Raw genomic sequence first — 20,889 nt, forward strand, 5'->3', positions numbered from 1 at the left:
ATCGCACATTGCGTTACATACTGGATGTGTCGGCCTTCAAAGCACCAAGAATGCTGCAGCTTGCACGCTCCCGCCCGCTGCAGCTTTCGATCGTGCGCTGAAGCTCGCGTTCCATGCGCTGCAAATCGGCGAGACGCCGTTGGATATCCACGAGATGGATCCGTGCCAAGCGATCCACATCGCTGCATGAAAGCTGGGATTCCTCCGCTAGCCGCAGCAGGCTCTTCAACTCTTCGAGGCTGAAGCCGAGCGCACGGCCGCGCGTTATGAAGCGGAGGCGATCAATGTCGGCGTCGCGATATTGCCGATACCCGCTCGCCGTTCGGTCGGGTGCGGTCATCAGGCCGATCCGCTCGTAGTAGCGGATTGTTTCGATGTGGCAGCCGCTGGAGGCGGACACTTCCCCGATCTTCATGGTTGACCCTGTAGTGGCTACGGACTTTAGTATGTAGTCCGAGCCAACCCCGGACAACGATGAGCGACTGCGGCTGCCACCACGAAGCGAAAAATGCTCAGGAGCGCAAGATCCTGACAATCGCGCTTGCCCTCAATGCGACGATGGCCGTCGTCGGCGGTATCGCAGGCTGGATCGGCCAGTCCACAGGCCTGCTCGCCGATGCGCTCGACATGCTGTCGGACGCCACGGCCTACGCCATCGGCCTGGTCGCCATCGGCCGCGCCGCGAGTTTCAAGGCCAATGCCGCCATGCTCAGCGGCGCTGCGCTGCTGCTCCTCGGTCTCGGCGTGCTGTTCGAGGTGGGGCGACGGGTGATCTACGGCGCCGAGCCCGCCAGTGGCTGGATGATCGGGACGGCGATCCTGTCGCTGATTGTCAACATGTCGGTGCTTCGGATGCTCGCTCCGCTCAAGTCGGGCGACGTCCATCTTCGTGCCACTTGGATCTTCACCCGAGCGGACGTCGTCGCGAACATCGGCGTCGTTCTGGCGGGGATCCTCGTGTTTTGGCTGCGTTCACCCCTTCCTGACTACGGCATCGGCACGCTGATCGGGCTCTATGTAGTCAAGGAGGCCGTCGAGATCCTTGTGGAAGCGCGCCGCGCGCGCGGCAGCGCCCCCAAGGCAGACGGTTGAGCCTCGCCGTAAAGCAAGCACCGCCGCCGCCGTACCCTTAAACCAGTATCAGATAGGGGCTGGCGGCCTTTTGGAATAGTGTTCAGCTTGATAATCGTCTAATCTATTTGCCGTGTTGAAACTGAATCGCCTACGTAGGGGAAGTGCGCTGCGCATGCTCGCGTTGGCGCTGCTCGCGCTCAGCATGATGGCGCGGCCCGTGCTCGCGGCGATCGGCGAGGCGCACGAGCTTGCGCACGATCCCACTGGTCGGCACGCCTACGTCAGCGAAACAGGTGGGACAGCGGGGGACGATGAGTCCGACGAGCAGTCCGTGGGGCATGCCCTGCTTGAATTCGCACACTGTTGTGCCCAGCTGTCGGTGGCGACGGCGGAAGGGTTGTTCGTTCCGGCGGTAAAGCCGCGGAGTTCGCTCGCGGCGTGCCCCGAGGTGACGACGCACGGCGCGGGCGCCCGCGGATCGCCTTTTCGACCCCCCATCCGGGTTTGACGAACCCGCCGGCAATGCCGGCGCGCTGTTTTCGTCTTTCTTTCCCGGAGTATCCCCATGCGTTTGCGACTCGCGGCCGTTGCCGCGTGCGTCGCAGCGATGCTGTTCGCATTTTCCGCATCCGCTGCCGACCGTTTGACCCTCGACGATGCGTTTGCGCGCGTTGAGCAAGCCCATCCTGACCTGCGCTTGGCCGGTGGCCAGCGCAATGTGCTCACCGCCGAACTCGACCGGGCCAGCTTCCGGCCTCCGCTGCGCATAGGCGCTTCGGCCGAAAATATCCTGGGCACCGGAGAGGCCAGCGGCCTGTCGGGCACTGAGCTCACGCTCACGCTCGCGTCGGTGCTCGAGCGTGGCGGCAAGCTCGACGCGCGCCGCGCCTTAGTGCAGTCGCGGATCGATTCGCTGGCCATCCAGCGCGAAGGCAAGCGCCTGGACCTACTGGCTGAGGTCGCCCGCCGGTACTTGGCAGTGGTGTCGGCGCAGAAGCAGCGCGAAATCGCCGACCTGGACATCGGCCAGCGTCGCCGTACCGTGGCGGGAGCGCGCGAGCGACTGGTGGCGGGTGCCTCGCCCGAGTCCGTCGTTCTGACCGCGGAAGCCATGCTTGCGCGCGCGGAGCTCGAGCGGGCACGGGCCGCCCAACGGGAGGCCGGTGCCCGCCAGCACTTGGCCGCGCTCTGGGGCGAGCGCGACCCCGACTTCCAGGTGGTCACCAGCAATCCGCTGGTTCTGCCGAAGATCGCAGCCTTCGAGGAGCTGTCGACCTGGCTGACGCGGACGCCGGAGATCGCACAGTTCGCGAGCGAGCAGCGCATCCGCGAGGCCCGCTTGCAGCTTGCCCGCACGCAAGCCACGCCCGACATCGACTGGCAGGTGGGCGTGCGTCGCCTGCAGGCGACCGATGATTTCGGTTTCGTCGCCAGCGCCTCGGTTCCGCTGGGCGCGCGTACGCGTGCCCAACCGGAGATCCGTGTAGCACAAGCGGAGCTCGAGCTGCTCGAAATCGAGCGCGAGAGCCGCAATATTTCCCTGTATTCCACCCTCGCCGACGCGCACGGACGGTTCCTGTCCGCGCAACTGGAGGTGCGGCGTCTGGCGAGCGACGTGATCCCCAAGCTTGGGCGCGCCGAAGCGGCCGCCGAGCGTGCGTACCGCGCCGGTGCCATCAGCTATCTGGAATGGGCTCAGTTGCAGTCCGAACGCACCAATGCCCGCAAGCAGCAACTTGAAGCCGCGCTGGAAGCCCAGCGCGCCCTGATCGAAATCCAGCGCCTGACAGGCCAGCCCTTCGTGGCAGGTCCTGGCGAGCGCTTGCCCGGAGAGACCCCGTGAGCCGTTCCCCCCTGACGATCCTGACGCTGGCGTGCGCGCTGGCCCTCGCCGGTTGCGGCGACAAGAGCTCGCCCAAGACCGAAGCGACGCAAAGCGACGCCGACGAACATGCCGAGGGCGAGGAGCACGCCGAAGACGAAAAGCCCGGCGAGGGCAAAGAGCACGCCGAAGGCGAGAAGCCTGGTGACGGCGAAGGGCACGCCGAGGAGGTGCCTTCGACGAAGATCCCCGCGCAGCGCGCCGCGTCCTTGGGCATCCGCACCGAGCGCGTCACCGCCGGCTCGATCGCCGACCAGCACGAGGTGCAGGGCCTGCTCACGCCGGTGGAGGGGAGTATCGCCAAGGTGCAGGCGCGATTCCCAGGGCCTATCCGCTCGCTTCGCGCGAACGTGGGCGACACGGTGCGCGCGGGCCAGCCGCTGGCCACGATCGAGAGCAACCTGAGCCTGACCACCTACACGGTGAGCGCGCCGATCTCGGGCGTCGTCCTCGCGCGCGACGCATCGGTGGGCGCTGTCGCCACCGAAGGCTTCGCCCTGTATGAGATCGCCAATCTCGGCGACCTGTGGGTCGACCTGCATGTCTTCGGCCGGGATGCGCAACACATCGGCCCAGGCAACGCCGTGGTCATCACGCGCATGAGCGATGGCGAGACCGCCGAGACCCGCATCGAACGCATCCTGCCCAGCACGGCCACCGCAAGCCAGAGCACGGTCGCCCGGGCGCGGATCAGGAATTCGGACGGCATGTGGCGCCCGGGTTCGGCGGTGCGTGCTCGCATCACGGTGGACGAACAGGCCACGGCCATGACGATTCCGCTGACGGCCGTGCAGAAGGCCGGCGAGGAAGACGTGGTCTATGTCGTGGCGGGCGAGAAATACACGCAGCGGGTCGTGCGGCTGGGCAAGCGCGACGCACGCCGCGTCGAGGTGCTTTCGGGCCTCAAGCCGGGCGAGGTCGTCGTGACCGAGCAGAGCTTCCTCATCAAGGCGGACATCGAGAAGTCGACCGCCGAACATGACCACTGAGGCGGCCGCGACCATGCTCGAGAAAATCATCCGATTCGCGATCGCGCATCGGTGGCTGATGCTGGTTCTCACTCTGGCGCTCGTGGGCGTCGGCGTGTGGAGCTTCACCAAGCTGCCGATCGATGCGACCCCCGACATCACCAACGTCCAGGTGCAGATCAACACCGAGGCCCCGGGCTACTCCCCGCTGGAGGCCGAGCAACGGATCACCTTTCCGATCGAGACCGCTATCGCGGGCCTGCCCGGGCTTGACTACACCCGCTCGCTCTCACGCTATGGGCTCAGCCAGGTGACGGTCGTCTTCAAGGACGGAACCGACATCTTCTTCGCGCGCCAGCAAGTGTCCGAGCGCCTGCAGCAGGCCCGTTCCCAGCTGCCAGCGGGACTCGAGCCGTCAATGGGCCCGATCGCCACGGGCATGGGCGAGATCTTCATGTACACGGTGAAGGCCGCGCCCGACGCGCGCAAGAAGGATGGGTCGCGGTATACGGCGACCGACCTTCGCACGCTGCAGGACTGGGTGATCCGCCCCCAGCTGCGCAACGTGCCCGGCGTGACCGAGGTCAATACGATCGGCGGCTTTGAGCGGCAGATCCATATCACGCCCGATCCGGCCGCACTCGTCGCCTTGGACTTCACGCTCGAGGACATCGTCACCGCGCTCGCGGCCAACAACCAGAACGTCGGCGCCGGCTACATCGAGCGCAACGGGCAGCAACTTCTCGTGCGCGTACCGGGGCAGGTCAATGACCTCGACGCCATCCGCAACATCGTTCTGGATCGACGCGAGGGCGTACCGATCCGCGTGCGTGACGTGGCGACGGTGGGCGAGGGCCGTGAGCTCCGCACCGGCGCCGCAACGGAAAACGGCGAGGAGGTCGTCGTCGGTACCGTGGTCATGCTCGTCGGCGCCAACAGCCGCGACGTGTCGCAGGCCGCGGGCGCCAAGCTCGCCGCCGCCAATGCCAGTCTGCCCAAGGGCGTGCGCGCCGAACCGGTCTACGACCGCACTTCGCTGGTGGACCGAACCATCCAGACAGTGGCCAAGAACCTTGTCGAAGGTGCGCTGCTCGTCATCGTGGTGCTGTTCCTGCTCCTGGGCAATTTCCGTGCAGCATTGATCACAGCGGCCGTCATCCCGCTGGCCATGCTGTTCACGCTCACCGGCATGGTGCGCGGCGGGGTGTCGGGCAATCTCATGAGCCTGGGCGCGCTCGACTTCGGGCTGATCGTCGATGGCGCGGTGATCATCATCGAGAACTGCCTTAAACGTTTCGGCGAGGCGCAGCATCGACTCGGTCGCGCAATGACGGACGAAGAGCGTTTCGACGAGACCGCCAGCGCGACCGCAGAAGTCATTCGCCCGAGCCTGTTCGGCGTAGGCATCATCACCGCGGTGTATTTCCCTATCTTTGCGCTGTCGGGCATCGAGGGAAAGATGTTTCACCCGATGGCGATCACCGTGGTGCTCGCGCTGACCGGCGCGATCCTGCTTTCGCTCACCTTCGTTCCGGCGGCGATCGCGTTGTTCCTCGGCGGCCGCGTCGCCGAGCACGAGAACAAGGTGATGGCGTGGTTCTCGCGGCGCTACCTGCCGCTGCTGACGTGGACGCTGCGCAACCGCTGGCCCGTGGTCGGCGGTGCGCTGGCATTGGTCGTCGTGTCGGGCCTGCTCACGACGCGGTTGGGATCGGAATTCATCCCGAACCTCGACGAGGGCGACCTCACCGTGCAGGCGCTGCGCATTCCAGGCACCAGCCTCACGCAGTCGCTGGAAATGCAGGAAACACTGGAGAAGTCGCTGGCAAAGCTGCCCGAGGTCAAACGGGTGTTCGGAAAGATTGGCACGGCGGAAGTGGCGAGTGATCCGATGCCGCCGTCGATCGCGGACACGTTCGTGATGCTAAAGGACCGCGAAGACTGGCCGAATCCGGGAAAGCTTAAAGAGGAGCTCGTCGCGGAAGTCCAGGAGGTACTGGAGACCATCCCGGGCAACAACTACGAGGTGACGCAGCCGATCCAGATGCGCACCAACGAGCTGATCTCCGGCGTTCGCGCGGACGTCGCGGTGAAAATCTACGGTGACGACCTCGATCAGCTGGTTCGATCGGCAGCGCAGGTGCAAGCGGTGATGAACTCGGTGGAAGGCGCGGCAGACGTCAAGACCGAGCAGGTGACGGGGCTGCCGTTGCTGACGGTCGAGCCCAATCGACAGGCGCTCGCCAACTACGGCCTCAACCCGTCCGACGTGCAGGACACGGTGGCGACTGCCATCGGCGGCGAGGAGGCGGGTCAGCTGTTCGAGGGTGACCGCCGCTTCGATCTGGTCGTGCGCCTGCCGGAAGACGTGCGACAGGATTCCGCGGTGCTCGGTGACCTGCCGATCGCGCTCGGACCCAATACGGGCGAGGGCGACGAGGCGGGGCGCGAGGCGAGTTGGCGCGGTGGCGAAGCACGCACCGTGCCCTTGCGCGAGGTCGCGACCATCCGCTCGCAGCTGGGTCCGAACCAGATCAACCGCGAGAACGGCAAGCGCCGCATCGTGGTCACCGCCAACGTGCGGGGCCGGGACCTGGGCGGTTTCGTCAAGGAGCTGCAAGGTGAGATCGATAGCAAGATCCGCCTGCCCGAGGGCTACTGGCTGGACTATGGCGGCACGTTCGAGCAGCTAGTCTCCGCCAGTCGCCGCCTCGCGATCGTGGTGCCGGTGACGCTCGTGGTGATCTTCGGCCTGCTTTTCATGGCGTTCGGCTCGGCCAAGGACGCGACCATCGTGTTCAGGGCGTGCCGCTGGCACTGACCGGCGGCGTCATCGCGCTCTGGATGCGCGACATCCCACTCTCGATCTCCGCGGGCGTGGGGTTCATCGCATTGTCGGGCGTGGCGGTGCTCAACGGCCTGGTCATGATCGCTTTTCATCAAGAACCTGCGGGAACAGGGCGTGCCGCTCGACAAGGCGGTTTTCGAAGGCGCGATCGGGCGCCTGCGGCCCGTCTTGATGACCGCGCTGGTGGCATCGCTCGGCTTCGTACCGATGGCGCTGAACGTCGGCGCGGGCTCGGAAGTCCAGAGGCCGCTCGCCACGGTGGTGATCGGTGGCATCGTCTCCTCAACGCTGCTGACGCTGCTGGTGCTACCGGTGCTCTATCGCTGGTTGCACAAGGAGAACGACGAGCCACTCGAGCCCAAGCATCCGGAACTGACGCACCGTGCAGCCTGAAGCCGGTCTCACCACTGGACGCTTTAGACCGGGGCCCCGCGGGGTCCCGGTCGGCTGGGTCACGGGCGGCGCGGCGTTGCTGTTCACGCTCTGCTCGATGCCGTTGGTCTGGCGCGCGCTTTCGCAGCCGGAGGCGCTGCACCTGCGGGTGGGTGTGGGGGCGTTCGCCGCGCTGTCCGTCGCCGTGTTCGCCCTCAACGCGATCCTGTTGGGTGTCATCGTCAATCGCTGGACCCTGCGCGTGGTCCTGCCCGTGCTGTTCTTCGTCAACGCCGGCGCGGTGTATTTCGCCTGGAGCTACGGTGTGGTCATCGACACCTCGATGATGCGCAACGTGCTGGTCACTGACATGCGCGAGGCGGGCGAGTACCTCGCGCCGGGGTTATGGCTCACGCTGGCGCTGCTGGGCGGCCTGCCCTCGCTGATCGTGGCCCGGCTGCCGCTGCGCAGGAGTCCGCCGGCGCAGGCATTTTCCGTCCGGATGTTGTGGACGATGGGCCTGTTCTGCGTGCTGATGCTCGCGCTCGTGTCGTCCTACGACAGCCTGGCCTCGCTGATGCGGGGACACAAGCACGTGCGCTACCTGATCTCGCCCGCAAACGTGCTGGTATCGACGGTGCAGGCGCTCGCCGGGGGCAGGGGTCGCCGCGGGGCTCGCACACCGATCACTCGCTACGTCAGCCAGGTCCCTCATCCACCCGGCGGGCGGCCGCACGTGCTGGTGCTCGTCGTGGGCGAAACCGTGCGCGCGCAGAACTGGGGCCTCAGCGGTTACCGCCGCCAGACGACGCCGGAGCTCGCGCGTCGCGGGGTGATCAACTTCGCGGACGTGACGGCCTGCGGCAGCAGCACCGAGGTGTCACTTCCGTGCATGTTCTCGATGCAGGGCCGCCACGAGTACGACGCGGGCGCGATTGCGCGTAGCGAGTCGCTCCTGCACGTCCTCGCGCGCGCTGGCGTGGACGTGCTCTGGCGCGACAACCAGACCGGCTGCAAAGGGGTCTGCGACGGGCTGGCCTTCGAGTCGTTCCGCGATGCGCGCACCGCGCCCTACTGCTCGATGGATGGCTGTCGCGACGAGATCCTGCTGGACGGACTCGCAGCCCGACTGCGCTCTGCCCGCCGCGACGGGATCATCGTGCTGCACCAGCTGGGTTATCATGGTCCGGCGTATTACCGCCGCTATCCGTCGGAACTGAGGCGGTTCCAGCCGGACTGCCGGACGCCGGAACTGGCCCGGTGCACGCGGCAAGAAATAACCAACGCCTACGACAATGCCGTGCTGGCGACCGATCGCCTCCTCGCGCGGACAATCGACCTGCTCGCCGCGACGTCCACCGTCGACACGGCGCTGATATATGTGTCCGATCACGGCGAGTCGCTCGGTGAGGCGGGCATCTACCTGCACGGGCTTCCGTACCCGATCGCGCCGGACGTGCAACTGAAAGTGCCGATGGTGATGTGGTTCTCTCCCGGCATGCAGGCCTCCCGCGGAATCGACCTGCAGTGCCTGCGACGCAACGCCACGCGTTCGGTCGAACATGACAACCTGTTCCATACCGTATTGGGGCTGATGGAAGTACGCGCCGATCCCTACCAGGCGTCGCACGACCTGCTGCGGGGTTGCGCGCGCGCCGTGCCGACCGGACCCCCACCGGAACGAACGGTGTAGCGCCGGCACGAGGCATCCCCGTCCGGCGCGGGTCCAGCAACCAGCTCACGGTCTGCCCCGACGCCCGTCCCCGCCCTGTTCCCCAGGCTATTGATCCACCCGGAGCACACGCCATGACCCAACCGTTACGTATCGACATCCCGCTCGTGCTGCCCGAGGTGACGGATGCGGCGGACCGCTGCGTTGCGCGGCTCCTGTCCGATGTTGGCGGGCGCGAGGGCGTCGAAAAGGCCCATATCGTCGCGGCGACGGAAGCGGCGCCGGCACAGCTGTGCATCCATTTCGACGCGGCGGTGCTCTCCCTCCAGCGCATCCGCCAACTGGTAACGGCGGCCGGCGCGGCGGTGGCCGAGCAGTACGGGCATGCCTCGTGGCCCGTGGAGGTTTCGCACGCACGGCGCGCGCGCACGCTGACCGAGCAGCTTCGGGCGATCCCGGGCGTGCTTGACGCGAACGTGGGCGCGGGCGGTACCGCGCACGTCGAGTTCGACCGTTCCATCACTTCGGAAGAAGCGATCAGACGCGAGTTCTTCCGGCGCGCCGCGGCGTCGCCGGGAAACGGCGCGCAAGCCAGCGCTGACGCGAGCGCAACCGTCGCCAGAGCCCCGGCAGCGACCACGCCAACGCCTGCAGCCGAAACGGGGCACGAAGGCCACGACCATGGCCCCGACCAGCATGCCGCCGACGGCCACGGCCACTCGCACGGCGACGGCGGCTTCTGGTCGAGCCGCGAGCTGCAGTTCGCGCTGGCCTGCGGCGGGGTGCTGCTGATCGGCTTCCTGATCGAGAAGTTCGTCGACGCGCCGAAGTGGGTGCCGATGGTGGCCTACGTCGCGGCGTATGTACTCGGTGGCTGGTTCACGCTGCGCGAGGCCATCGACAACCTGCGCATGAAGCGCTTCGAGATCGACACGCTGATGCTCGTCGCTGCGGCTGGCGCCGCTGCGCTGGGTGCGTGGGCCGAGGGCGCTTTGCTTCTGTTCCTCTTCAGCTTTGGCCACGCGCTGGAGCATTACGCGATGGGCCGCGCCAAGAAAGCCATCGAGGCATTGGCCGAGCTCGCACCGCGCGTGGCGACGGTGCGTCGCGGCGGGGAAATGGTGGAGATCCCCGTCGAACAGCTTGCACTGGGCGACATCGTGGTCGTGAAGCCCAATTCGCGGCTCGCTGCGGACGGTTTCATTGTCACCGGGGACAGCAGCATCGACCAGTCGCCGATCACCGGCGAGAGCATGCCGGTGGACAAGCGTGCGGTGCCGGACGTGGCAGCCGCGCGCGCCAATCCCGGCGGCGTCGATGCCATGCACAAGGCATTCGCCGGCACCATCAACGGCAATGGCCTCATTGAGATCGAGGTCACCCGCAAGTCCACCGACAGCGTGCTGTCGAAAGTCGTGCGCATGGTGAGCGAGGCGCAGACCGAAAAGTCCCCGACGCAGCGCTTCACCGATCGTTTCGAGCGGATCTTCGTGCCGGCTGTGCTCGTGCTCGCGGTGCTGCTGCTATTCGCGTGGGTGGTGATCGACGAGCCGTTCCGCGACAGCTTCTATCGCGCGATGGCGGTGCTCGTGGCCGCGAGCCCGTGCGCCCTGGCGATTGCGACACCGAGCGCGGTGCTGTCGGGTATCGCACGCGCGGCACGCGGCGGCGTCCTCATCAAGGGTGGCGGGCCGCTGGAGAACCTCGGCTCGCTTTCGGCCATCGCGTTCGACAAGACCGGCACGCTGACCGAGGGTAAGCCGCGCATCACCGACGTGGTGCCGGGGGAGGGCATCGACGAGACCGAACTGCTGCGCGTGGCGGTGGCGGTGGAGAGCCTGAGCGACCATCCGCTCGCCAAAGCGATCACGGTCGACGCGCGCCAGCGGCTGGGCGACGCGGAGATTCCGCGCGCGAGCGATCTCGAGAACCTGATCGGCCGCGGCGTAAAGGCCACCCTCGATGGCCAGACGGTCTACATCGGCAAGGCGGAGATGTTTGGCGTGGACGGCATTGCGCCTCTTTCGCAGGGAATGGTTGCCGCGATCGCATCGCTGCGCGACCAGGGTCGCACCAGCATGATCGTGCGCCGCGGCGAGCAGGATCTGGGCGCCATCGGGCTCATGGACACGCCGCGAGAGGCGGCAAAGGCGGCCTTGGCCAGCCTCAAGGCGCTCGGCATCCAGCGCATGATCATGATCTCGGGCGATCACCAGAAGGTCGCCGAGGCGATCGCCAAGGAGGTCGGGCTCGACGAGGCCTGGGGCGACCTGATGCCCGAGGACAAGGTCGAGGCGATCAAGAAGCTGCGCGGTGAGGAAAAGGTCGCGATGGTCGGCGACGGCGTCAATGACGCGCCGGCGATGGCGAGCGCCACCGTGGGCATCGTGATGGGCGCGGCCGGGTCCGACGTCGCGATGGAAACCGCGGACGTCGCGTTGATGGCGGATGACCTGTCCAACCTGCCGTTTGCGGTCGGACTCAGCCGTCGGGCCCGGTCGGTGATCAAGCAGAACGTGTACGTCAGCCTCGGCGTGGTAGCGCTGCTGGTGCCGGCGACGATCTTCGGGCTTGGCATCGGCCCGGCGGTGGCGGTGCACGAGGGCTCGACGCTACTGGTCGTATTCAACGCGCTGCGCCTGCTGGCCTATCGTGAACGAACATGAGCGGCTGGCCGGCGAGGTATTGCGATAGCGTGTCGATCGATCAACTGGACGGCGCCAACCGGTGTGCTGACTACCGGACGGGGTTGTAGACCATGAACGTTCCCACCGATGTGGCGACGGCGCTGGCGGCAGAATTCACGTTGCCTGCAGGAGGCGTGCCGGCGGTAGTACTGGTGCGCCTGATGCTCGCCGCGTTGCTCGGCGGCGTCATCGGGTACGAGCGGGAGAAGAAGGAGCGTACCGCCGGGCTGAAGACCCACATCCTGGTCTCGGTGGGCTCCACGCTGTTCGTGCTCGCACCGCTCTATGCGGGGGTGTCGCAGGCGGACAACACGCGGGTCGTGCAGGGGGTGGTCTCCGGCATCGGTTTCCTCGGCGCGGGCGCAATCCTGAAGCTGCAGAAGGATGTCCGCGTCGAAGGGCTCACCACCGCCGCGAGCATCTGGCTCACCTCGGCGATCGGCGTGGCCGTGGGACTCGGAAACGGTCTGCTCGCAGTGGCCGCCACAGCGGTTGCGCTCTTTGTCACGGCGGTCATTCCGCACTTGATGGGAAAGCCGCACGACTGAACACGCGAGGCTTCGACGAGGGAACCAAACTGCGGAGCAAGTGCCGCTGATCGGCTCGCAGATCAAGAACCTGGAGCGCGGCCGGCGTCCATCGCCGATCGAAGCCGCGCCGATAAAGGCCGATGGGAGTCAACGAAATGATGGTGGCCTACAGGAAATCCGCACTCGCGTGGCTGCTGCTTTCAGCGGTCGTGATCGCGATGGACCAGGGCAGCAAACGGTGGGTAGTGACACGGCTCCCGGAGTACACCGCCGTGCCGGTGATCGACGGAATCTGGAGCTGGTACCGCTCGTACAACACGGGCGCGGCCTTCAGCCTGCTCAGCGACGCCGGCGGATGGCAGCAGGTGTTCTTCAGCGTGCTTGCGGTGGGTATTTCGGTGGCCCTAGGGATTGCCCTCGCTCGCCTGCCACGTGGCAATTGGCGTCAGGCGGTGCCATACGCGCTGATCATCGGGGGTGCGTTAAGCAACGCGATTGACCGCGCGATCCGCGGCCACGTGGTCGACTTCATCCAGTGGTACTGGAAGGACTACTACTGGCCGTCTTTCAACTTCAGCGACGTCGCGATCGTCACCGGCGCGGTTGCGTTGGTCGCGACCGAACTCGTGGCATCAGAGGTGACAGCACGCCGCGCGCGCGGCGACTCTGCGCGCTGACGCGCCTTCAGCCGCGGCTGCCGGGCAGTGCGCACTGCTGACGAGCTGGGCGCGACTGTCCGGGCTGGGCCGAAGGAAGGTTGTTTTTGATGCTCCATCGCGGTTCCCCCGGCGGAAGCGGCAATCCGACTACGTTGCTGATCAAGAGCCGAAGGCCCGCGATGTTTGCGGCTTCGCGGGCTGATGGCAGTTGTTCAGACCTTCGCTAGTCGCAAACCTCACGCCATCGATCGCTGGCGCAGGCCTTTAGTCGCTAGTCGCTGGCCCATCGTCGATCGTTGTTAGCGCAGTGCCCGTCCCGCCGTCATCGACGGTGAAACGCATCAGCCATTACTACTTGCCGCGGGCGGTCGAACCGCGCGGACTGGGCCCGGTGCGACCGGTTCTGCCTTCCGGGGCACCATCGCATCGCGCAGAAGCTCGGGCAGGCGCTTCGCATTCGCGACGAACACCACGGCCGCCATGGCGAGATAGACATAAGCCACCTTCGTCAGGACCGCGATCTCGCGCTCCAGGTCGGACCGGAAGAAGAACGCGAGGAACAGCTGCCCGAAGAACATGACGGTCAGCATGATGGCGCTCCAGACCGATAGCCTGCGACGCATCAAAAGCGTCAGCGCGAACAGCGACTGCGCGGCCGTCAGCAGGAACTCCTCGTGCTGCTGCCGCGCGTCGAGCGGCAGCGCCATCACCTGGCCGGCGCCGACGCTCATCGCGATTGGCAGCATGCCCACCAGCAACGTCCACTGGTTGATCTTGTCGCTGATCATCGCGGCCAGGCCGGCGCGGGCGCGCCCGTCCAGCACGAACAGCACGGCGATCACCACGGCCGGCGCTTCGCTGGCCAACGGTGCGAGCCACTGGATGAGAAGGAACTCGTCAAGCCCGAGCACGCGCCCGGACGACACGAGTGATTCGGCAAACAGCTCCGCCGACAGCAGGATCACCACCGCCGCCACCACGCTCATCAAACCCATGGCCGTCCAGCGGCTCCTGGGTGGCAGGTGCGCGATGATCGCGCCAGGTCCAGGCTCGTCGCCTTCCTCCACTTCTTCGTTTTTGCCCTTCGACGTGCGCCACAGGTACAGGCCGAAGATCGTCGCCAGCACCCCGAAGTCGATGATGCTTATCGTGTTCTTGAACACGATGACGAATGCATAGGCGCTCGCCGCCGCGAGGAACACGAACTCCACCGAGTTCTCGCGATCCAGCGTGATGCCCTTTTCCTTCGAACGCCACCAGTGCAGCCACACCATGAGCGGCCACGCCAGGCCGATCAGCAGCCGATTTGCGCCGGTCATGTTTGCCGCCGCATAGGCGACGTAGCCTGAGGACGGATCCTGGCCGGCCCGGTAAGCGTAGTAGAAGTCGACCGCGTACTCCGGCAGAACGGTGATCATCGCCACAATCGCGATGATGAAGCCGGCGGCGATATATTTTTCCGCGGCCTCAGCGCCCCATGACAGCAGGAAGCCGGCCGCGAGGATCGCCATGCCGAAGAGTGCGGCGTTGAGAGGCGCGCTTTCGCTCTCTCCGACCACACGCAACACCATCGCCGGCGCGATCGCGAGGGCCGCGATGCTCACGGGAATCACGAACTCCCGCACCAAATTATGTGTTTTGCTCACGAGGCTTCCTTGGACAGCAGGTTGAATGCGAATGCAGGTGGCATTGGCGCCCCGGCGAGCTGGAACGGTACGCGAAAGACCGTCAGCGGAGCGTGGGATCGGGGCGTTCGGTCTTGGATGTCGGCGAAGTATTGGTGCTGACGCACAGGCTCTCCGAGGGCAGGATGTCGCGCCAGGTGGCCACCAGCTCGCGATACGCCGTACCGACGGGGCGAATCTTGCGGTCAAGGTCGTAGAGGCCCAGTGGGTTGACGTTACCGTTCTCCTCCCGAAGCGCGGTGTCCCAGTCCACCTGGTCGAGCAGGCTGTACCAGGTGAAGCCGACGATCGGCACGCCGTCCTGCTTGAGGCGCAGCATGTTGAGCCACTCCTTCTCGAGCCAGGCGGGCGCGCGCTCGGCATCGGCAAGGTTGGTCTCGGTGTGCATGACGGGCAGCCGGTACCGCTCGTAGTACTGCTTGGTGATCAGATAGTAACCGAAGATCTCACCCGACGGCGTGATCGGGCCGTCGTCGGGCGCGGTCATGTGCTCGTTGGTGATGTAGTAGTCATTCCCCATCACCGAATACGGCTTGTAGCGCGGGCCATGGGTCATGAACCACCCGTATTCGGCACGCGTCATGCCACAGTCGGTGAGGTACTGGTACATCCGCGCCGACACATCGCGGCCGTAGTTGAGGTCGAGCGACAGGAAGCGCTTTTCGTTGAAGAACTCGGCTCGGGATGCGGCCTGCGGCTTCGAGTGGTGGAAGTACTCAGTGGATTCGCTCTGGATGAAGAGCGTGTCGGCGGTGCCGCGCGCGGCGAGGATGGCTGTCTCGGCCAGCAGATTGGCGCGAGTCAGGTGCTTGAGCGCGGTGACGAACGCGGTGTCGGTGGTCAGGCGTTCGTTCCACCAGCCAAGATGCGCCGAGAACGTGGCAGCGATGTAGATCTCGTTGACCGGCGTGTACAGCCGCACCCATGGGTAGCGCTGCGCGAAGGCGCTGGCGTAGCGCGCGAAGTGCTCGGGAAACTCAGAGTTCTGGAAGTTGCCGATCCAGTCGGGCACGCCGAAATGACAGAGGTCGATGATGGGAACGATGCCGAGCCGGTGTAGCTCGCCGAGTGTCTCGTCAGCGAAAGCCCAGTCGTACTTGTCGGGACCCAGATGCGTGAGGTGGTAGGGCGGCCCGTAGCGCAGCGTTTCCAGTCCGAGTTCGCGCACCAATGCGAAATCCTCGCGCCAGCGCTCGTAGTGCCCGGTGCGTGCCATCTCGTCAACGCGCACGGTCGTGCCATCGCGTCCGAGGATCGTGGGATAGCTGTTCTCGATCCCCGTGGCAAACAGGAAGTGATGGCGCGGTTGTTGCGGGGGCAGGTCCGGCGGGGCATTCCAGACGAGGGCGGGGGCGGCGGCGGGGAGAGGAGGGGCCACCGCCGCCGATGTCGAGAGCGGCACAACGTCCGCCGGACGCTCCGCCGCAGGAGCGGGTTGTGGACTGCTGCCATGCGAAGGCGTTGGCGCGCCGGTAAATTTGGGTGGCTGCGTGCTCACAGGTCTGCAAGCCTCCCGCCGTCGACGTTGAGAATCGCGCCGGTGGTGAACGAGGATTCCGAACTCGCCAGGAAGAGGATGGCCTGTGCCACCTGCAACGGTGTCCCGATGGACGCGCGGTCGATCTTTTCCTTGCCGGATCTCACGTTGGGATTGCTCCACAGAAGGGGCGTGTCGATCGCGCCGAGGCGCGCAGCGTTAACACGAATGCCGCGGGGGCGCAGCTCCACCGCCAGCCCGCGGGTGAAGGCTTCGAGCCCACCCTTCGACGCCGCGTACGGCACCACCCCGCCCATGGTTTCCTCGGCATGGACGGACGAAACGTTCACGATGGTGCTGCCCGCGCCCATGTGCGGCAGCGCGCGGCGCACGAGCGAGAACGGCGCGCGCAGGTTGACCGCGAACAGGCGGTCCCACTCGGCTTCGTCGAGGGATTCGATCGGGTCGAAGGTCATCATCGCGGCGTTGTTCACGAGGACATCGATTCGCCCCCAGCGCTCAAGCGCCGCGTCGACGAGCGTTTGGGTCGCAGCCGGTCCAGACAGATCGGCTTGCGCGAAAAGCGCATCACCAGCACCTTGACGTTTTGCCAGCTCCTGTGTTGAGTTTCATCCAGAACTGAGCCACTAACCCAGCGGATTTCCGTCCAATCTTGAGCCACCTCCTAGCCTTCCGGTCTGCCCTGACCGGAGCCACCAGGAGTGATCAAGATGGACGTTCTGAGCCTCATCCGCCGCTGGCATTTCCGCGAGAAGATGCCGATCCGGGAGATATCCCGTCGCACCAAGCTCTCGCGCAACACCATCACCAAGTACCTCGCCAGCGGCGAGGTCGAGCCGAAGTATCCCCCGCGTCAGACCCCGAGCCAGCTAGACCCGTACGCCGAGCAACTGCGGGCGATGCTGTGGCGCAGCCAGTCGGCTCCGCGCAAGCAGAAGATGAGCGTGCGCGAGATGCACGTTCGGCTGGTGGCGGTGGGCTATCCGGGCTCCTACAACCGCGTGGCGGCCTTCGCCCGCGACTGGCACCGCGCCGAGCACGAACGCCTGCTCACTGCACCCCGCAAGGCCTTCGTACCGCTGGTCTTCGCGCCGGGCGAGGCGTTCCAGTTCGACTGGAGCGAGGACTGGGTGCGCATTGGCGGCGAGAAGGTGAAGCTGCAGGTCGCGCAGTTCAAGCTCAGCCACAGTCGGGCATTCCTGCTGCGCGCCTACTGGAAGCAGACCCACGAGATGCTGTTCGATGCCCACAACCACGCCTTTGCCGTGTTCGGTGGCGTGCCGCGGCGGGGCATCTACGACAACATGAAGACGGCGGTGGACAAGGTCCATGCCGGCAAGCGGCGCAGCGTCAATGCCAGGTTCTCAGCCATGGTCAGCCACTTCCTGTTCGAGGCGGAGTTCTGCAACCCGGCCTCCGGCTGGGAGAAGGGACAGATCGAGAAGAACGTGCAGGACGCACGCCGGCGCGTCTGGCCCGCCGTGCCGCAGCACTTCAAGCACCTGGACGAACTCAACGCCTGGCTGGAGGAGCGCTGCAAGGCGCTGTGGCAGGCACTGCCCCATCCGGAGCAGCGGCCCCCGCAGGATCGCCGAGGTCCTGCAGGACGAACTGCCGGCATTGATGCCGGTGCCGGTGCCGTTCGACGGCTTCGTCGAACAGACCAAGCGGGTCACGCCGACCTGCCTGGTCCACGTGGAGCGCAACCGCTACAGCGTGCCGGCCAGCTTCGCCGGGCGCACGGTCAGCGTGCGCCTGTATCCGGCGCGCGTGGTGTTCGTGGCCGAAGGCCAGAAGATTGCCGAGCATGTCCGCTGCATCCACCGCTCCCACGACGGTGGCCGCACGCTCTACGACTGGCGGCACTACCTGAGCGTGGCCCAGCGCAAGCCGGGTGCGTTGCGCAACGGCGCGCCCTTCCTGGAACTGCCGGACGGCTTCCGCACCCTGCAACAGCAGTTGCTGCAGCGCCCCGGCGGCGACAAGGAGATGGTCGAGATCCTTGCCCTGGTCCTGCGCCACGACGAGCAGGCCGTGCTCACCGCGGTGGAACTGGCGCTGGAGAGTGGCGCGGCCAACAAGCAGCACATCCTCAACGTGCTCAGCCGCCTGCTTGGGGAAGCGCCGCCGGCGCCGGTCAGTACGCCACCGACGCTGGCCTTGCAGGTCGAGCCGGTGGCCGACATGGCCCGCTACGACCACTTGCGGAGGGCACGCCATGCAGCCTGATGGCCTGTTGTCCACGCTCAAGCACCTGCGCCTGCACGGCATGTCGCAGGCGTTGCAGGAACTGGTCGAGCAAGGCAGCCCGGCCTGCCGCGATGCCTTGCCGCTGATGGACGCCCTGCTCAAGGCCGAGGTTGCCGAACGGGAAGTGCGCTCCATCCAGTACCAGCTCAAGGCGGCCCGCTTCCCGCACTACCGCGACCTGAGCACCTTCGACTTCGGCCAAAGTGCCGTCGATGAACCGCTGCTACGGCAACTGCATGGCGGGCACTTCATGGACGCACGCCAGAACCTGGTCTTCGTCGGTGGTCCCGGCACCGGAAAGACTCACCTGGCCACCGCCCTCGGCGTGCAGGCCGTGCAGCACCAGCAGCGTCGCGTGCGCTTCTTCTCGACCATTGAGCTGGTCAACACACTGGAACTGGAGAAGGCCGCCGGCAAACAGGGCCAGCTGGCCGACCGCTTGATCGGCGCCGATCTGGTCATCCTCGATGAACTGGGCTACCTGCCGTTCTCGCAAGCCGGTGGCGCCTTGTTGTTCCACCTGATCGGCAAGCTCTACGAACACACCAGTCTCGCCATCACCACCAACCTCAGCTTCGCCGAGTGGGCCAACGTCTTCGGCGACGCCAAGATGACCACGGCCTTGCTCGACCGCCTCACGCACCGCTGCCACATCATCGAGACCGGCAACGACAGCTACCGCTTCCGGCACCACACCACCGCCGTCAACAAGGAGTCCGCCACCACTCAACCGCATCCCTGAGCTAAGCTCACCCCGCAACCGGGTGGCTCAATTTTGGATGGAAATCCCGGCTCAGTTTTGCGTGGAAATCAACAGCTTGGGCTCGATCAGCCCGAGAACGCGACCCTGGTTTTTTCGTGCCCGGTGATCTAGGCACAAAAAAGCCCGCATCCAGTGGCGGGCTTTCTTCGTCCAAAGCGTTGTTTTTACTGGAAAATCTGGTGGCTATGGGTGCTCTCTAAAAGGAACGGTAACATATTGCCTAAGCAGAACAAACTGCCGACGCGTCACTGCCCGTGCCCCCAGTCATGCCCCCGCCGCGAAAGATGGCCGTTGTCCGCACTGAACAAGGCCAGTCTAGCAAGCTAAGCAAGGATTGGCAGCCATGAACGTGCAGCCCAAATCGGCCCATTACGCTGAGCTTCGCTCGAATTACTACGGCTGCTAGCGACCGAGGCTGTGTGAAAAGCCCGCCTCCACTGGCATGATCTGAGCACCGGCTGATGGGTGCTCTGCATGAAGCGATTCGTGGATGGCGTTGATCGTTCCCAAGGGCTTCTGCTCCCTGATCGGCTGGAAGACTTCGTCCATGAGGACAACCCCGTTCGGGTGGTTGATGCCTTTGTGGAAGCACTCGATCTGAGCGAACTTGGCTTCGAGGCCGCCAATCGCGTGGCCGGTGGCCGTCCTGCGTATCACCCCGCGGTGCTGCTCAAGATCTACATCTATGGCTACCTCAACCGCATCCAGTCCAGCCGTCGCCTGGAGCGGGAGGCGCAACGGAATCTGGAGCTGATCTGGCTGACCGGACGACTGGCACCGGACTTCAAGACCATCGCCGACTTCCGCAAGGACAACGGCGCTGCAATCACGGCCGTGTGCAGCCGGTTCGTTGCGCTGTGCCGGAGCATGAAGGTCTTCTCGCATGCCATCGTCGCGATCGATGGCAGCAAGCTCAAAGCGGTGAACAGCCGGGACCGCAACTTCACCGTTGGTAAGGTCAGAGGACGCCGGCAGCAGTTGGAGGAGAGCGTTGCGCGATACCTCGCCGAACTGGACCGAGCGGACCGCGACCCTGCCTTGCTGCCGGAGGGGCGTGCACCACATCTGAAGGACAAGCTGGCGAAGCTGCGCGCGCAGATGGAGAAGCTTGATGCCATCGAAAAGCAGCTTGAGGCCGCACCAGATCACCAGATCTCGCTGACGGACCCGGACGCAAGATCAATGACGTCAAGCGGTCGGGGCACAGGCACGGTTGGCTACAACGTCCAGGCGGTGGTCGACGCCAAGCATCATCTGATCGTCGCTCATGACGTGACGAACGACGGCCACGACCGCGCGCAGCTCTCGCGCATGGCAACGAAGGCCAGGGAAGCCCTTGGCACCGAACGTATGACGGCGCTGGCAGATCGTGGCTACTTCAATGCACCGGAGATCCTGGCGTGCGAGGAGGCAGGCGTCATTCCGTTGGTGCCCAAGCCGCTCACGTCGAACAGCAAGGCCGAAGGCCGGTTCGACAAGCGGGACTTCATTTACGACGAAGCCGCGGATGAGTACGAATGTCCAGCAGGCGAAAGGGCGATCCATCGCTTCACGGCCGAAGAAAAGGGCCTGACCCTGCACAAGTATTGGTCATCCGCCTGCCCCCGCTGCCCGATGCGGATGAAATGCACGACCGCGAGCTATAGACGAATCACCCGCTGGGAGCACGAACACGTGCTCGAGCGAATGCAGATGCTGCTGGATGCAAGGCCACAAGCTGCAGTGGTGCGAAGACAGACGGTGGAGCATGTCTTCGGCACGCTCAAATCATGGCTTGGCACTACGCCATTGCTGACCAAGACCCTTCCAAAGGTAAGAAGCGAGGTCAGCTTGGCGGTGTTGGCCTACAACATGAAACGGATGATCAAGATCGTGGGTACTCAAGGCATGGTGCGGGCCATCGCGGCCTGAGCATCACGTTCTTTTGCTGCACGCTGGTTGCTCGAACTGGCCACGTCGGTGTCGTGAGTCCTGTTCCAACGCGTTTTTACACAGCCTCGA

The 20,889-nt window shown here is 65.6% G+C and carries 14 protein-coding genes and 2 pseudogenes; 12 read left to right on the forward strand and 4 right to left on the reverse strand.

Features of this window, described 5'->3' with window-relative positions; translation table 11 throughout:
• Positions 1–13: 13 nt before the first annotated feature.
• A complete protein-coding gene (locus DCD74_RS11680; protein WP_112927834.1) occupies positions 14–415 on the reverse strand; it encodes a MerR family transcriptional regulator in 402 nt (133 codons plus the stop codon).
• A 59-nt stretch (positions 416–474) separates the two neighbouring features.
• On the opposite strand from DCD74_RS11680, the gene DCD74_RS11685 reads away from it, so the two are divergent.
• The 9 genes and pseudogenes from DCD74_RS11685 to lspA all read left to right on the forward strand — a co-directional run bounded on the left by DCD74_RS11685 (position 475) and on the right by lspA (position 12,710).
• Complete coding sequence (locus DCD74_RS11685) at positions 475–1,092, forward strand: cation transporter (RefSeq protein ID WP_112927456.1); 618 nt, start codon at positions 475–477, stop codon at positions 1,090–1,092.
• A 154-nt stretch (positions 1,093–1,246) separates the two neighbouring features.
• The gene (locus tag DCD74_RS11690) at positions 1,247–1,582 is read left to right on the forward strand and encodes a hypothetical protein (protein ID WP_112927457.1); all 336 of its coding nucleotides are present in this window, start codon (positions 1,247–1,249) and stop codon (positions 1,580–1,582) included.
• 57 nt (positions 1,583–1,639) lie between these two features.
• Positions 1,640–2,917 (forward strand): TolC family protein, encoded by a 1,278-nt coding sequence (locus DCD74_RS11695; protein ID WP_112927458.1) that lies wholly within the window; start codon positions 1,640–1,642, stop codon positions 2,915–2,917.
• Positions 2,914–3,945, forward strand: a complete 1,032-nt coding sequence (locus DCD74_RS11700) for an efflux RND transporter periplasmic adaptor subunit (protein ID WP_112927459.1) — start codon at positions 2,914–2,916, stop codon at positions 3,943–3,945. The genes DCD74_RS11695 and DCD74_RS11700 overlap by 4 nt, the downstream gene beginning before the upstream one ends.
• Positions 3,946–3,958: 13 nt before the next feature.
• Positions 3,959–7,165, forward strand: a pseudogene (locus DCD74_RS11705) (efflux RND transporter permease subunit).
• Between the two features lie 76 nt (positions 7,166–7,241).
• Positions 7,242–8,837, forward strand: coding sequence for a phosphoethanolamine transferase (locus tag DCD74_RS11710; protein WP_162616008.1), 1,596 nt, complete (start codon positions 7,242–7,244; stop codon positions 8,835–8,837).
• 113 nt (positions 8,838–8,950) lie between these two features.
• Complete coding sequence (locus DCD74_RS11715) at positions 8,951–11,482, forward strand: heavy metal translocating P-type ATPase (RefSeq protein WP_112927461.1); 2,532 nt, start codon at positions 8,951–8,953, stop codon at positions 11,480–11,482.
• Between the two features lie 92 nt (positions 11,483–11,574).
• A complete protein-coding gene (locus tag DCD74_RS11720) occupies positions 11,575–12,051 on the forward strand; it encodes an MgtC/SapB family protein (protein WP_112927462.1) in 477 nt (158 codons plus the stop codon).
• A gap of 122 nt (positions 12,052–12,173) precedes the next feature.
• Positions 12,174–12,710 carry a signal peptidase II gene (gene lspA / locus DCD74_RS11725; protein WP_407072205.1) on the forward strand — a complete coding sequence of 179 codons (537 nt, stop codon included), beginning with the start codon at positions 12,174–12,176 and terminating at the stop codon, positions 12,708–12,710.
• 323 nt (positions 12,711–13,033) lie between these two features.
• Here lspA and DCD74_RS11730 read toward each other — a convergent pair whose 3' ends face one another.
• The 3 genes from DCD74_RS11730 to DCD74_RS11740 form a co-directional block, all read right to left on the reverse strand.
• Positions 13,034–14,338, reverse strand: coding sequence for a sodium:proton exchanger (locus tag DCD74_RS11730; protein ID WP_237049613.1), 1,305 nt, complete (start codon positions 14,336–14,338; stop codon positions 13,034–13,036).
• 82 nt (positions 14,339–14,420) lie between these two features.
• Positions 14,421–15,755 (reverse strand): family 1 glycosylhydrolase, encoded by a 1,335-nt coding sequence (locus DCD74_RS11735; RefSeq protein ID WP_217424259.1) that lies wholly within the window; start codon positions 15,753–15,755, stop codon positions 14,421–14,423.
• A 116-nt stretch (positions 15,756–15,871) separates the two neighbouring features.
• Positions 15,872–16,468 carry an SDR family NAD(P)-dependent oxidoreductase gene (locus tag DCD74_RS11740; RefSeq protein ID WP_112927464.1) on the reverse strand — a complete coding sequence of 199 codons (597 nt, stop codon included), beginning with the start codon at positions 16,466–16,468 and terminating at the stop codon, positions 15,872–15,874.
• Positions 16,469–16,585: 117 nt separating this feature from the next.
• Between DCD74_RS11740 and istA the strand changes: the two are divergent.
• The 3 genes and pseudogenes from istA (at position 16,586) to DCD74_RS11755 (ending at position 20,799) form a co-directional block, all read left to right on the forward strand.
• Positions 16,586–18,104: pseudogene (gene istA / locus DCD74_RS11745) on the forward strand (IS21 family transposase).
• Positions 18,094–18,867, forward strand: coding sequence for an IS21-like element helper ATPase IstB (gene istB, locus DCD74_RS11750; protein ID WP_112926664.1), 774 nt, complete (start codon positions 18,094–18,096; stop codon positions 18,865–18,867). Before istA ends, istB begins: the two are co-directional and overlap by 11 nt.
• 495 nt (positions 18,868–19,362) lie before the next feature.
• Positions 19,363–20,799 carry an IS1182 family transposase gene (locus DCD74_RS11755; protein ID WP_112927455.1) on the forward strand — a complete coding sequence of 479 codons (1,437 nt, stop codon included), beginning with the start codon at positions 19,363–19,365 and terminating at the stop codon, positions 20,797–20,799.
• Positions 20,800–20,889: the final 90 nt, after the last annotated feature.

It is taken from the genome of Lysobacter oculi (assembly GCF_003293695.1).
GTDB lineage: Bacteria > Pseudomonadota > Gammaproteobacteria > Xanthomonadales > Xanthomonadaceae > Solilutibacter > Solilutibacter oculi.

Coding starts and splice junctions, on each gene's coding strand:
- DCD74_RS11680 (WP_112927834.1), bottom strand. CDS start 415: ATGAAGATCGGGGAAGTGTCCGCCTCCAGCGGCTGCCACATCGAAACA.
- istB (WP_112926664.1), top strand. CDS start 18,094: ATGCAGCCTGATGGCCTGTTGTCCACGCTCAAGCACCTGCGCCTGCAC.
- DCD74_RS11690 (WP_112927457.1), top strand. CDS start 1,247: ATGCTCGCGTTGGCGCTGCTCGCGCTCAGCATGATGGCGCGGCCCGTG.
- DCD74_RS11715 (WP_112927461.1), top strand. CDS start 8,951: ATGACCCAACCGTTACGTATCGACATCCCGCTCGTGCTGCCCGAGGTG.
- DCD74_RS11755 (WP_112927455.1), top strand. CDS start 19,363: ATGAAGCGATTCGTGGATGGCGTTGATCGTTCCCAAGGGCTTCTGCTC.
- DCD74_RS11695 (WP_112927458.1), top strand. CDS start 1,640: ATGCGTTTGCGACTCGCGGCCGTTGCCGCGTGCGTCGCAGCGATGCTG.
- DCD74_RS11685 (WP_112927456.1), top strand. CDS start 475: ATGAGCGACTGCGGCTGCCACCACGAAGCGAAAAATGCTCAGGAGCGC.
- DCD74_RS11720 (WP_112927462.1), top strand. CDS start 11,575: ATGAACGTTCCCACCGATGTGGCGACGGCGCTGGCGGCAGAATTCACG.
- lspA (WP_407072205.1), top strand. CDS start 12,174: ATGGGAGTCAACGAAATGATGGTGGCCTACAGGAAATCCGCACTCGCG.